Origin of the sequence: Desulfolithobacter dissulfuricans (genome assembly GCF_025998535.1) — a bacterium.
GTDB classification, from domain to species: domain Bacteria; phylum Desulfobacterota; class Desulfobulbia; order Desulfobulbales; family Desulfobulbaceae; genus Desulfolithobacter; species Desulfolithobacter dissulfuricans.
The window spans coordinates 2,690,001-2,702,519 of record NZ_AP024233.1 but is presented as its reverse complement, the minus strand read 5'-3'; the positions used below and the strand labels follow the sequence as shown (position 1 = coordinate 2,702,519).

12 protein-coding genes (1 of these 12 cut by a window edge) are annotated in these 12,519 nt (G+C 57.5%); 3 read left to right on the top strand and 9 right to left on the bottom strand.

Annotated features, from left to right (window positions below; translation table 11 throughout):
• The 8 genes from GF1_RS12040 to GF1_RS12005 all read right to left on the bottom strand — a co-directional run bounded on the left by GF1_RS12040 (nucleotide 1) and on the right by GF1_RS12005 (nucleotide 7,276).
• Nucleotides 1-663, bottom strand: coding sequence for a nitroreductase (locus tag GF1_RS12040; protein ID WP_267926793.1), 663 nt, complete (start codon nucleotides 661-663; stop codon nucleotides 1-3).
• A 143-nt stretch (nucleotides 664-806) separates the two neighbouring features.
• Complete coding sequence (locus tag GF1_RS12035; protein WP_267926792.1) at nucleotides 807-2,096, bottom strand: IMP cyclohydrolase; 1,290 nt, start codon at nucleotides 2,094-2,096, stop codon at nucleotides 807-809.
• A gap of 40 nt (nucleotides 2,097-2,136) precedes the next feature.
• On the bottom strand, nucleotides 2,137-3,312 hold the full coding sequence (gene thiH / locus GF1_RS12030; RefSeq protein ID WP_267926791.1) for a 2-iminoacetate synthase ThiH: 1,176 nt from the start codon (nucleotides 3,310-3,312) through the stop codon (nucleotides 2,137-2,139).
• A 5-nt stretch (nucleotides 3,313-3,317) separates the two neighbouring features.
• On the bottom strand, nucleotides 3,318-4,103 hold the full coding sequence (locus GF1_RS12025; protein WP_267926790.1) for a thiazole synthase: 786 nt from the start codon (nucleotides 4,101-4,103) through the stop codon (nucleotides 3,318-3,320).
• Nucleotide 4,104: 1 nt separating this feature from the next.
• Entirely contained in the window at nucleotides 4,105-4,305 is a 201-nt protein-coding gene (gene thiS / locus GF1_RS12020) for a sulfur carrier protein ThiS (RefSeq protein ID WP_267926789.1), read from the bottom strand.
• 148 nt (nucleotides 4,306-4,453) lie between these two features.
• Nucleotides 4,454-5,257 (bottom strand): sulfur carrier protein ThiS adenylyltransferase ThiF, encoded by an 804-nt coding sequence (thiF, locus tag GF1_RS12015; RefSeq protein ID WP_267926788.1) that lies wholly within the window; start codon nucleotides 5,255-5,257, stop codon nucleotides 4,454-4,456.
• Between the two features lie 4 nt (nucleotides 5,258-5,261).
• Nucleotides 5,262-6,269: a bifunctional UDP-N-acetylglucosamine diphosphorylase/glucosamine-1-phosphate N-acetyltransferase GlmU gene (locus tag GF1_RS12010; protein WP_267926787.1), complete on the bottom strand. Its 1,008-nt coding sequence runs from the start codon at nucleotides 6,267-6,269 to the stop codon at nucleotides 5,262-5,264.
• 56 nt (nucleotides 6,270-6,325) lie between these two features.
• Complete coding sequence (locus GF1_RS12005; RefSeq protein ID WP_267926786.1) at nucleotides 6,326-7,276, bottom strand: helix-turn-helix transcriptional regulator; 951 nt, start codon at nucleotides 7,274-7,276, stop codon at nucleotides 6,326-6,328.
• Between the two features lie 385 nt (nucleotides 7,277-7,661).
• Between GF1_RS12005 and GF1_RS12000 the strand changes: the two genes are divergently transcribed.
• A complete protein-coding gene (locus GF1_RS12000; RefSeq protein ID WP_267926785.1) occupies nucleotides 7,662-8,033 on the top strand; it encodes a hypothetical protein in 372 nt (123 codons plus the stop codon).
• 24 nt (nucleotides 8,034-8,057) lie between these two features.
• Nucleotides 8,058-9,077 carry a radical SAM protein gene (locus tag GF1_RS11995; RefSeq protein ID WP_267926784.1) on the top strand — a complete coding sequence of 340 codons (1,020 nt, stop codon included), beginning with the start codon at nucleotides 8,058-8,060 and terminating at the stop codon, nucleotides 9,075-9,077.
• A 21-nt stretch (nucleotides 9,078-9,098) separates the two neighbouring features.
• Here the strand turns inward: GF1_RS11995 and GF1_RS11990 are convergent, their stop codons facing one another.
• Nucleotides 9,099-10,289: an NAD-dependent epimerase/dehydratase family protein gene (locus tag GF1_RS11990; protein ID WP_267926783.1), complete on the bottom strand. Its 1,191-nt coding sequence runs from the start codon at nucleotides 10,287-10,289 to the stop codon at nucleotides 9,099-9,101.
• 981 nt (nucleotides 10,290-11,270) lie between these two features.
• On the opposite strand from GF1_RS11990, the gene ltrA reads away from it, so the two are divergent.
• Nucleotides 11,271-12,519, top strand: partial view of a group II intron reverse transcriptase/maturase gene (gene ltrA, locus GF1_RS11985; protein ID WP_267926322.1) — the 5' portion only. It continues 20 nt past the right edge of the window; 1,249 of the gene's 1,269 nt are visible here — the first part of the coding sequence; it begins with the start codon at nucleotides 11,271-11,273; its stop codon lies off the right edge, out of view.

Genomic DNA, 12,519 nt, shown 5'->3' with positions numbered 1-12,519 from the left:
TCACTCCAGCCAGGTGACGATTTCTTCGGCTGGTGCTCTGTCGGTCCGCAGCTGGTTGGCCGGGGAGTCCGTGTCGGGATAGCCGATGGACATGCCCAGAACCAATCGTTTGTTGCCTGGAATACCGAGGAATTCCTTGGTCTGCCGGGCATAGTCGACTGCAAACGCCTGGGGAACGGTTCCCAGTCCCCTGGCATGGGCTGCCAGCATCAGGCTCTGGGCAAAGATTCCCAGGTCAAAGAGTGACCACTGGGACAGGGAATCATCCTGGTAGAGAAAGATACCGTGCGGGGCATTGTAGAACCGGAAATTGGCCTTTTTCGCCTTGATAACCATCTCCGGCGCCGCCAGGTCAATACCGGTGGCCTCCCTGCGTTTTCGAAACAGGTCGTCGATCCGGGCCTGCTCCGCTGGCGGCCAGGATTGTGGGGCCGGGATATCAGGGCAGGGTTCCTCGCCCTGTTCCAGCAGTTCGATCAGAAATCTGGAGAGTGCTTCTTTTTTCTCGCCTGACAAAACCATCACTTCCCAGGGCTGGCTGTTTTTGTACGACGGGGACCAGCGAGCCGCTTCGATGACCTCCATAATGAGCTCGCGGGGTACAGGTTCGGGCTTAAAGGCCCGGATACTCATCCGTGTCTTGATGCACTCTATTGTGTCCATGAACATACCTCCTGTCATCTTATGGCAACCTTGGGTTGACCCCGGTTGGTTTCTGTCCTTTCCGGCTGAGACGAAAAAGGCGGCTGAAAAACAAAATACACGCTCCAGCCGCCAATAGTTCGATCAGATCGTCGGTTTCTCCCTTAATGCTTGAACGAGCGCTGGCCGGTGAACATCATGGCCACTTTGGGATCAGCCTCGTTGCAGGCCTCGATGGAGGCGTAATCACGCATGGAGCCACCGGCCTGGAGGATGGCGCTGACGCCCTCGCGGATACCCACGTCGGCGGCATCCCGGAAGGGAAAGAAGGCGTCCGAGATCATCACCGAGCCGGGCAGACCTGCCCGGTCCTCCTTAACCTTGGCGTCGATTTCTTCCTTGTCCGCCCTGTCCCGCTTACCCTGCTCGACTTCCAGTTCCAGATCGGCGTAAGGAATGCCGAACTTGTCAAAGCAGGTGATGTCGGCGTATTTTTTATAGGCTTTGTAGACGGCGATTTCCGCCACCCCGACCCGGTCCTGCTCGCCGGTACCGATTCCCACGGTGCAGCCGTCCTTGACGTAGATAACCGAGTTGGATGTCACGCCATGCTCAACAGCCCAGCCAAAGATCATGTCGTCTATTTCGCGCTGGGTGGGCTCCCTTTCGCAGCGGTACTCCTTGCCCTTCCAGGTGGCCACGGCCGGTTTGAGATCTTCCCTGGAGCGGATGGAGTTGACCGCCGACTGCTGGACAATGATGCCGCCATCGATCAGGGACTTGAAATCCACAAACCGGTACTTTTCAAACTCGGCCAGCCTGTCGATGCGCTCGATCTTGATGACCCGCAGGTTTTTGCGCTGGGCCAGGATCTCCAGCGAACCCTCTTCAAAATCCGGGGCGCAGACAACTTCCAGGTAGTTCTGTGACATCATCTCGGCCGTTTCCCTGTCCACCGGCCGACTGAGGACCACGGCCCCGCCAAAGGCGGCAATCCGGTCAGCCCGGTTGGCCCGGTTGTAGGCTTCGGCCAGGCTCTCTCCCAGCGAGGCGCCACAGGGATTGTTATGCTTGAGGATGACCGCGGCCGGTTTGTCCATCAGGTACTTGAGGATGTTAAGCCCGTTGTCCACGTCGGTGAGGTTGATCTTGCCGGGATGTTTACCCACCTGGAGCATGTCGTCCACGGTGATGCCGCTGACCAGGGAGTTGCCGGGTTCGATGAATTTGCACTCGCCCAGCACCAGGTTGCCGTTGACCAGTTCATAGAGAGCGGCCTCCTGGTCCGGGTTTTCGCCGTAGCGCAGGCCCCGTTCCTCTTCTGTGCCGTCCTCCTTGCGGATCTTCCAGGTCTTTTTACGGTATACCAGGGTCTGGTCGCCAAAAGAAATGGTCATCTCCAGGGGAAAGGAGTCCCCGAGAATGGTGGTGTACATCTTCTTAATGTCTGACATCTTCTTTTCTCTCCTTCAGCTGAAAATTGGCGTCGTTGATTTATTCTGCCGGAACAGGAACCGGCTCCTGGTCTTCCAGGTGTTGAAACTCCCTGTCCCAGTCCTTGCAGACCGGGTCAAAGCCTTTGCGGCGGATGGCGGCGCAGACCTCGCCTATGCTGCGGTGGTCACCGACACTGAACTGTTCGCCGTCGTGATGATCTCCTTTTTCCTCATCCTGGGAATACCCACCCGGCGCAGTGCAGGATCCTGCCGAATAGCGGGTGGGACCCAGGCCGAGCATGCCGTCCCGGTACCGTTCCTCTTCCCGGGTGGAGAGGATGAGCCCCACGTCCGGATCAAAGATCCTCAGAGCAAAGATGAGCTGGCTCAGATGCGCCTCGGTCACGTGGACCAGGGGCTCGAAGGATCCGGCCGCCGGGCGTAGCCTGGGAAAGCTGACCGTGAAGTTGGTCTTCCAGAAATGTTTGCGCAGCCAGGCCAGATGTAAACCCAGGGCCAGACCCTCGCAGCGCCAGTCGGCCAGTCCCAGCAGGGCGCCGATGCCGACCTCGCGCATGCCGGCGGCCGCGGCCCGGGCCGGGGTCTCGAGGCGGTAGTCGTAGTCGCATTTCCGGCCGCTCAGGTGCACCTTATCATACACCCGGCGGTCATAGGTTTCCTGGTATACGGCCACGGCGGTGATCCCGGCCGCAAACAGGCGGGCATACTCTTCGGTATTAAGCGGTTGAACCTCGATGGACAGGGCAGCAAACCGATCCCGGAGGCGCAGGGCAATGGCTTCGAGGTAGTCCACCCCAAGCGCAGCCGGCGCTTCGCCGCTGACCAGGAGAATATGCTGGAATCCCCTTTTTCGCAGGATCTCGGCTTCGGCCTCTGCTTCCTCCAGGCTGAGCTTGCGACGAGCGATCCTGTTGTCTGCGGAAAAGCCGCAGTAAGCACAGCGGTTGGTGCAGAGATTGGAAAGATAGAGCGGAGCGTAGATCTGTGTGGTCCGGCCAAAGCGCAGGGTGGTGATCCGTCTGGACTCGGCGGCCAGCAGGGGCAGCATGGTCTCGGCCGCCGGTGAGAGCAGGGCGGCAAGGTCTTCGATCCGCAGATGTTCCCGGCGCAGGGCAGCCTGGACATCGTCCACCGTTGCCTGGCTGACGAGGCCTTTGAGGGTGGCAAAGTCAGGCACTGTGAATCGGGTCTGTGGGCTGCTGGGAGCGGTCATGAGATTCATCCCTGCAGGAAATCCAGGTTCTCGGTAAGCATGCCTTCCTGCGGCGAGGAGGCGCTGGCCTGCCTGGACGGGCGGCCAAGTCCAGCCTCATAGGCTTCCCGGCCGGCTTCCACCGCTGCCTTGAAAGCCCTGGCCATCCGCACCGGGTCACCGGCCACGGCAATGGCGGTGTTCACAAGCACGGCATCAGCCCCCATTTCCATGGCCTGAGCAGCATGGGACGGGGCGCCGATTCCGGCATCGACCACCACGGGAACCCTGGCCTGCTCGATGATGATTTCCACCTGAAGGGCAGTCTGGACCCCGAGATTTGTGCCGATAGGGGCGCCCAGGGGCATGACCGCCGCTGCTCCGGCGTCCTGCAGCCTGAGCGCCAGGATGGGATCAGCGTTCATGTAGGGCAGGACGATGAACCCTTCCTTCACCAGTTGCTCGGTGGCCTTGAGGGTGTCCACCGGGTCCGGGAGCAGGGTGCGTGGATCCGGGGTGACCTCCAGTTTCAGCCAGTTGGTACCACTGGCCGCCCTGGCCAGCCGGGCCAACCGGACGGCCTCTTCGGCATTCCGGGCGCCCGAAGTATTGGGCAGAAAGTGGATGGTGTCCCGGTCCAGATGGGTCATGATATCATCCTGGGGATTGTTCAGGTCCACCCGCCGCAGGGCCACGGTCACCATCTGGGCGCCAGAGGCCTCGATGGCCCTGGCCATCAGCTCGGAAGAGGCGAACTTGCCGGTACCGACAAAGAGGCGTGAGGAAAAGGGGGTCTCGGCAATGGTCAGCATTTCAGCCGCCTCCAACAAAACGAATCAGCTCGACCCTGTCGCCGTCCTGGAGGAGGAGAGTATCGTACTGGTCCGGATCAATGATATTTTTGTTTACCTCGGCCACCACGGCATCTGGCCGCAGTTTGAGAGAATCGAGCAGGGAGGAGAGGGTGGTTTCCTCCTTTATTTCCTGCTGTTGTCCGTTACAGATAATGTGCATAATGGGTGAAAAAATATGTTTGTAACCAGGAAGAGCACGAAAGAACAACAACCACTGGTGCTGGTTCTTCGTGCTCTTTAACGATTTGCGTTCTGTGGTGTCCCTTGTCCGGGATGCCCGGAGAATGCCTCCTGGACAATCGCGTTTTTCAGACCTCGTTTTCTCCCAGCAGGATCCGCACAACCTGGTTGGCCTGCTGGTGGGCTGCTATGCCGACCCGCGGGGCAAGGAGACTGCCCGTGGTGGCCACGTCGGACTCGTTATCGCCCACGAGGTAGATGTTGTTCCTGATCCTTCGGGTCCGGATGGTGTTACCCGGTCCAAAACCGGCCAGCCCGGAGGCTCCGACGAATCCCTTGTCCTTCATGCATTTGAGCGCCACCCTGAGGGCTGCGCTTTTCATGGCCACCTGGTCGAAACATTCCACCAGGACATCCACCTGGCCGGCCAGTTCGGTGATGGTCTGCTCGGTCAGCTGGATATCAAGGGGTTCCACCGCGACAAAGGGATTGATCCGGACCAGGGTCTTTTTCAGGGCCCTGGTTTTCTTTTGGCCGATCTGGTCGATAAAGTATTGCTGCCGATGGATGTTGCTCAGATCAACCACATCATAATCACATATGATAAGCTTGCCAATACCGATTTTGACAAGACTCACCGCCACCGCTGATCCCAGACCACCCAGGCCCATGACCGCCACCGTGGCCTTCCTGAGCCGTTCCTGGACTTCCGGACTGTGGCGTACCCGGAGAACCTTGTCCATGTCCAGGGCCGAGGGGATCTCGCCCTTCTTGATCAGGGTGCATCGATCTCCATCCTGGAGGAGCGTTTCCGGGCCCACCGGTTTGCCGTTGAGGACAAAGACGTCGGCATACGGTTTTACCTCGGCGGCCAGGTCTTCCATGCGCATGCCCTTGCGATAGGGCCAGGGCTGTTCATTGACCAGAAGCATGACTTCAGCTGACCCGGAGGGTGAGGGGAGGAATGTGCTCGGATTTTTCGATTCGGCAGTTCTGGAGCACTGCGTGAGCACCGATGACAGCCCGATCGTCGAGGACGGCGTCATGGATCATGACTCCGGAATGGATGATGCAGCCACTGCCGATTTCGGCCCGGCCGGTTACCTGGACCCCCGGGTGGATCACCGTGTCGCGGCCCACATCAATCCCTGGAGCAATGGAAATGGTCTCCGGACCATACATGGTGACCCCGGAAAGCATGAGTTCCCGGTTGCGCCGCATCTGCAGTTCCTGGTGGGCCTGGGCCAGTTCCACCCGGGAGTTGACCCCGAGCACGTCGATGGCCACCGGGTGGAGGAAGGTGTGCACCTTTTTCCCCTGGTGCCTGGCAATTCCGATGATGTCGGTCAGGTAGACCTCGCCCTGGCTGTTGTCGGTGCCCACCTGCTTCAGGGCCTGGAAGAGAAACTCCCGGTCGGCAAGGTAGATACCGGCGTTGATTTCGGTGATGCACCGTTGCTCGGGGGTGGCATCCTTCTGTTCAACGATTTCCAGAATAGAGCCATCCGTGTCCGTGATGATCCGGCCGTAGCCAAAGGGGTCATCGAGTCGGGTGGTCATCAGGGTGACAGTGGCTTCGCTTTGCAGGTGGGCGTCGATCATGGCCCGCAGGGTTTCGGGCCGGATGAGCGGGGTATCGCCGCAGAGAATCATGACCAGCTCTGCCCGGTCACAATGCTTTTCTCCGCAGAGAACCGCATGGCCGGTTCCAAGTTGCTCTTCCTGGAGCACCGGGGTCACCTGGTAGGCCGACAGGGAGGAGATCACCTCTTCGCGCTGGTGGCCGACGATAACCGCCATATCCTGGATGCCGGCTGCGGTGACCGCATCAAGGACGTGGTGGAGCATGGGCCGATAGAAGACTTCATGCAGGACCTTGGCCCGGTCGGATTTCATTCTGGTGCCCTTGCCTGCGGCAAGAATAACGGCGAGGATCTCTTTCATGGTTCGTTTCCGTTCAAAGTTGAAAATATCTGGTCCACTGTATCAGCAATGGGTGGTCAAACGCAAGGGGTTCCGGAGGAGTAGAGCTGCTGCATGGCTCGAAGTTCGTGCACCACTTTGTCACGCAGGGACTGGGGCGAAAGGACTTCGGCCTGGCTGCCGAACTGGAGGATCTTCATCAGCAGTTCCCGGTCGTCGGCCACCGGCAGGGACAGGATAAGGCCCCTTTCGGTCCGTTCCATCCGCTGCCTGGGATGCCAGCGCTGGTTGGCAACGATTTCTGCCGCCTTGCCGGTAAACCGGACAGTGGCCGTGACCGTGACCTTGCCCTTGAAAATACCGAAGCTTTCGCTCAGCCAGGTATCTCCTGTCTTCATCGTGTGCTGGACTTCCCTGTCTGCCGGAGCCGCTTTTTTCACCCTGCCAAGATGAAACATCCGTCGATCCTGGCGCAGATGGCACCAGGCCAGCAGGTACCACCGGCCCTGGTAATTGATAAGCTTGATCGGGTCCACCGTGCGCCGGGAGACCCCGCCGGCGGGTACATGATAGACGAGTTTGAGCTGCCTCTGCTGCCCGAGCGCAGTCAGGACCGAGGTGAAAACCCGGCTATCCACCTGTTCCATCTCGATCCATTCACAGTGCAGCAGGTCGTCGATATTTTTCTGTCCGGGAAAGACCAGGGATTCCAGCCGGTCCTTGAGTTCCTCCAGCTCGGGAAGGGAGTCCAGACCGGATTCGCGGACCATGTTACCGAGCATGCCGAGAATCAGGGTCAGGGAAGGGCTGTTTTCGAAGGGGAGACGGAAGGTCGCGTCGGTATAGTAATAGCCGTTTTTACGCTGGTCAAAGGCCAGTGGTGCCAGGAGTCGGTCGCGGAGATAGGCGATATCCCGGTGGGCGGTGGACCTGGATATCTCGAACTCTTCCTGCAGCTGGACGGTGTTGGGATACCGGCCGGCGCTGAGCAGGGAGTGAAAGTAATAGATCCTCTCTAACTGGCTCACGATTGTTCCAGGCCTCCGGCAGGTTCCGGCGACCATTATTTCATGTGATTACCATCAATCTTCAGCATTGAAACCGGTGTCGGGCCTCGCTTGTTTCACGGGACGCCATAAACCCGTCCCTGGGGGCTTGACTGTGGCCATCCAGGCCACAGACACCCGTGCAACAAGCAAGCCCCGACACCTTCATCCATCGAAGGCTGAATTTCAGTGGTAATCAGATTATTTCAAGAAAAAATGATGAAAAAACAGGGGTGCTCACTATATGACATCCCCCTCCTGGTAGAGTCAAGGAAAAGAACTGAAAAACATTGTGGTCCGGTGGCGCTGGTCGGCGAAAAACAGGTGACCAGCCTCTGAATGCCGAAAAGAACACAGGAGGATGAGAATGGAATACAGAATTATTGCTGGCAGGACATTGTTTTCTTTTACCATGACAGGCGATACCCTGGACCTGAAGGGGGTCCGTTTTCTCGGTGAGGATGCTATACTGAACGGGCAGGGACGCCTGGTGATCGAGGGTGAGGACGGTCAGCTGGAATGGTTTGTCCCCGGCGCCACCAGGGTGGCCCATCTGTCTACGGACCAGTTTCAGTTTCTTGCCAGGGTGGCCAGGTATTTTTTCAGCCTGGCAGACATGGGTGGGATGGCAGAGGAAATCTGGTTGCAGAGTGTGCCGGGGCAGAACCCGGAAACACCCGTGACAGAGCCCGGTTATGATCATGCCACGGGTCGGCCTGCGATTTCCTGCCGCATTTGATAAACATATTCCACGGAGGAGGGTATGGGCCGGGAACACGGCTATACCATCAGTAGCCTTGCCAGTGGCGGACTGATAACCAATTACGACTGCAGCTCACGCTGTGGTCACTGCCTGTATCGCTGCAGTCCGTTCAGGTCCAGGGAGTATATCAGTGATGATCGGGCCTCGGCCGCCTTTGCAGTGGCCAGATCACTGGGCTGCAGGTCCATGCATATCGGCGGCGGTGAACCGCTGCTTCGTCCTGGCCGGCTGGAAAAGATTCTCATGATAGCCAGAAGGGAAGGGGTCGGGATCGATTATGTGGAAACCAACAGTTCCTGGTTCCGCGACCTGGAGCAGGCCTGTGGACTGCTTGAGAGATTGAAGGAGGCGGGTCTGCGTACCCTGTTGGTTTCCATCAGTCCCTTTCATAACGAGTTCATCCCGCTGGCCAGGACCATGGGTGTGCTGGAAGCCTGCCACCGCACGGGGATAGCGGTGTTTCCCTGGCAGAAGCAGTTCCTCCCCGAGCTTGGTCGCTTTGATACGGAAAAGACCGTGAAACTGGGTTTGCTGGAGGAACATTTCGGGGCCGGGTATGTGGCCGGCCTGATGGAACGGTACGGGATCAGGGCCGGGGGCAGGGCGCTTGAGACCTTCAGGCCCCATCTCCCGCGGCTACCCCTGGAGGAGATTCTTCGCAAAGGTGGCAGCGGTTGCCGGGAGCCTGGCGATACCACCCATTTTCATCTCGATCTTCTGGGTAACTATATTCCCGGGCTGTGCAGCGGCCTGGCACTGGACTGGAGAGACCTGGGCCAACCTGTCGACCCGGAGAAATATCCGGTTTTGACCAGGCTGGCCCTCGAAGGACTGGCCTCATTATATCGCTGGGCCGGAGAAGTTTATGGCTTCAGTCCTTCCCGCACCAGCTACTGGTCCAAGTGTGAACTCTGTACAGAGATCAGGCAGTACCTGGCCTGCAGGAGCCCGGAAGGGTTTCCCGACCTGCAGCCCCGGGAATTTTACCTGGAGCCTGAGCCAAAGAAGGCAGGACGATGAGGGGAACGACCGGGAGAAAGATCAGCAGTGGTGGCTGCGGGTAGCCGCGGATTTCCTGACGCCGCACGAAGGATTGAACCTCGGTTCCATGAAAGGGGAGAGTTTACGTTCATGGATAGCCTCCAGCAGCTGGGCCGGATTGCGGAGAAATTCCTCGGAGAGTTTCTGGGGGTCAAAGAAGTCCTGCGTCTTCGAGGTCATCAGGTTCAGCTGTTCCCAGCGGGTGAGATAGTACTGGATGAGATCAGGCAGCCGGGTGAACACGGTTTCCTCGGGGAAAGGATCCTGAAAACTGGAGCGCTGCAGTTTCTCGCAGGAAAGGGTCTGGCTCTGGTAGAAGTTTTCAAGAAACATCAACTCCGGCGGCATGCGGGTTTTGATCCCGATCTTGGCCAGGAAGCGAATCAGGTGCTGGATACAGGTAGCTCCGAAACGAGCCATGGGCAGTGGGAGATACACCTCCCTGGGGCTTTTGAGCTCCAGGTAGCTGCGAATGGTCAGGATGAGCTGGGCCAGTTCCACGGGATTGGGATCGGCAAAGTGGAAGGTCTGACCGGAGAACTCCTCCCGGTTACTGAGCACGTGGCGGACAAAATGGGGAATCTTCCTGGTATTTGAATAGGAGTGGTAAACTCTGGGCCTGGTCAGGAGTACGGGCATGGACTGGTCGGCAATGGCAAAGAGCATGCGGTGGAAGCCCTGGATCTTGTGATCATGCTTGCCGTAGACTATGGCGAGCCTGATGGTGGTGTAATCGAGTCCTTCGTTTTCCCCCAGATGACGCAGGGTCATCTCGCTCATAAGTTTAGATTTGGCATAGTTGGTGATATCAGCACTGAGCGGCAGGTGATCTTCTTCCCTGAGGTTCAGGCCCGGGGGCAGCACGGCGGCAGAGCTGAAGAAAATGTAGGGGATTTTCAGTGCCATGGCCACTTTGGCTAGGTTGATGCTGCCAACATAGTTCACATCAAAGGCCAGCTTGGGGTTGGCGTCAATGGCGGCAATGGCAGTGTTGATGATGAAGTCGGGTCGGTACTTGTTGAAATAGGAGGCTATGTCATCGGGATTGGCCAGGCTCATCTTCTTGGAGTTGGGCGCCAGGATGTCATACCCCCATTTCTTGAAATGGTACACTATGGAGCCACCAACAAGGCCGGAGCCACCGACGATGATGCCAAAGGGTCCTGCAGATGATGGTGCGCAGTATGCCATGGGTCCTGCAGTTCTAGGTCCTGGAATGGAAATGGATTATGTCATGCCTGCCTTAAGATATGGTTAGCATGATAGTACATGTGAAAGCAAGATATAATCAAGCCATACCGTACCACTTTGTAGTGGTTTTCTGCTTTCCGGAAAGGAGTGACGGGATAGTTCCAGCTTGCAGAAGACGGGGTTTCGGCGAGAAGGTGAAGGGGAGCCCTGAAAAAGGAAAACCCCTGTCAGTTGTATCTGACAGGGGTTTTATGTTTGCCCGGCATGGCGGGCAAACCCAGCCTGCGGAACGCAGGCGTCACCCCGACCAGGGGGAAGACAATCCGAATCGCAAGGGCGTTGCTGGCAACGGCAGGGTCTGAAGGAAGCGATAGGAAGTGAGCGGTACATAGCGTAAGTGAACCTGATTCGGCGTCATAGGTGGGTAAGCGTGCACAATAGCGTGAAGCCCGATACCTGGTCAGACCTTTGGCGTGATTGAGGATGGGATTGCTCACCGGGAGTTCGCCTTAACCGGGGAAGCCTCCTAGCGTACTTGCAGTACGAGAGTTAAGGAAGGTTCAAGGAGAGATCCAAGGCCTACCGAAGCGGTGGGAGGTGGCAGATGATTCCGTAGTAGTGATGAAATCCCGGCCGGAGAAGCCTGGTAACAGCGTGGAGGATAAAACCGGGATGACCTGTCAGCGTTGTTTGACAGGGGCTGGTATTTGCCAAAAGCGGTATCAGTTGCGAAGGGATGAAGTTTATTTGAAGGTTCCCTGAAGATCATGGAGGTCTGGAGTCAGAACACAAGCTGCCCGACGGGGCGGGGCACATTTTCGGCGGTATGCTGTGAGAGGCCGTCTGCTGATTTTGGCCGTTCATCGGAGTAACCTGAACAGTTGAGCGTACATTGCCCATTGGGATAGAAGGCGCTCTCATTTGGGTGAAGACCCGGGGATTCCAGGCAGAAGTGGAGGGATGGGGACGCAGGACAGGAGCATGGTTGACGTTTGGTACAGTCTGTATGACCGGATGCTGAGCAGGGACGCTCTGCACAAGGCGTTTGGGAAGGTGAGGTCTGCGAAGGGAGCTGCCGGAATAGACGGCCAGTCCATCAAGGACTTTGCCGCATCAGCCGAAGCCAACATCGACTGTCTCCTGAAGGAACTGTGGGAAAAGAGTTACCAGCCACTGGCCGTGCGCCGGGTAGAGATACCCAAGCCAACCGGAGGAGTTCGGTTGCTCGGTATTCCAGCAGTCCGTGACCGTGTAGTGCAGCAGGCACTGCTCGACATTCTCCTGCCGATATTCGATCGGGATTTCCACCCGTCGAGCTATGGCTATCGCCCAGGCCGCAGTTGTCATCAGGCGATATCCAAGGCGACGATGTTTATCCGTGACTACGATCGAAAGTGGGTAGTTGATATGGATCTGTCCAAATGCTTTGACACCTTGGACCATGATCTCATCCTCAGCGCCTTTCGTCGCCGGATCAGGGACGGGAGTATCCTCGGTCTCCTGGAGAAGTTTCTGAAGAGCGGTGTAATGACGGATTCGGGATTTACGGCTAGCGAGATCGGCAGTCCACAGGGCGGCGTGATCAGCCCTCTGATAGCCAATGTGTATCTCGATTCTTTTGATCAATTCATGAAGAATCGTGGCCACCGAATAGTCCGCTATGCGGACGATATCCTGATTCTGTGCCAATCAAAGAAAGCGGCCGAGAATGCTCTTGAGCAGGCACGGCACTATCTTGAAGGAGAATTGCTGCTGACTGTCAACCGTGAAAAGACCCATATCTGCCACAGCAGTCGGGGCGTAAACTTTCTGGGAGTATCCGTATGCTCTCAGTATACGCAAATCCAGCGAGGCAAGATTAAGTCTTTCAAGGCAAAGGTCAAGGCAATGACCCGGCGTAATTCCCCGGTGAATCTTGAGAAAGTGATTGCAGATCTCAATCCGCTCTTGAGGGGATTTGCCAACTACTTCCGGATAGCGAACTGCACAGGAGAATTTTCAAGGCTGATGAGATGGATTCGGAGAAGACTGCGAGCCATCCAGCTGAAATTGTGGAAGAAGCCCAATCGGCTTCACCGCAGGCTGAGGCAGCTTGGATACAGGGGGAAGTTTGATGCGATCAAAATGAACTCCTGGGCCAATGCGGCAAGTCCTTTGAGCCATTATGCCCTGCCCAACGGATATTTACACCGGGGCTTGGGTCTCTTTGATCTTGGTGCTGTATCTACTG

Bases quoted from the DNA above. Each gene is read 5' to 3' on its own strand.
- GF1_RS11990 (WP_267926783.1), bottom strand. From the start codon at position 10,289: ATGGCATACTGCGCACCATCATCTGCAGGACCCTTTGGCATCATCGTC.
- GF1_RS11995 (WP_267926784.1), top strand. From the start codon at position 8,058: ATGGGCCGGGAACACGGCTATACCATCAGTAGCCTTGCCAGTGGCGGA.
- GF1_RS12000 (WP_267926785.1), top strand. From the start codon at position 7,662: ATGGAATACAGAATTATTGCTGGCAGGACATTGTTTTCTTTTACCATG.
- thiH (WP_267926791.1), bottom strand. From the start codon at position 3,312: ATGACCGCTCCCAGCAGCCCACAGACCCGATTCACAGTGCCTGACTTT.
- thiF (WP_267926788.1), bottom strand. From the start codon at position 5,257: ATGCTTCTGGTCAATGAACAGCCCTGGCCCTATCGCAAGGGCATGCGC.
- GF1_RS12010 (WP_267926787.1), bottom strand. From the start codon at position 6,269: ATGAAAGAGATCCTCGCCGTTATTCTTGCCGCAGGCAAGGGCACCAGA.
- thiS (WP_267926789.1), bottom strand. From the start codon at position 4,305: ATGCACATTATCTGTAACGGACAACAGCAGGAAATAAAGGAGGAAACC.
- GF1_RS12040 (WP_267926793.1), bottom strand. From the start codon at position 663: ATGGACACAATAGAGTGCATCAAGACACGGATGAGTATCCGGGCCTTT.
- GF1_RS12035 (WP_267926792.1), bottom strand. From the start codon at position 2,096: ATGTCAGACATTAAGAAGATGTACACCACCATTCTCGGGGACTCCTTT.
- GF1_RS12025 (WP_267926790.1), bottom strand. From the start codon at position 4,103: ATGCTGACCATTGCCGAGACCCCCTTTTCCTCACGCCTCTTTGTCGGT.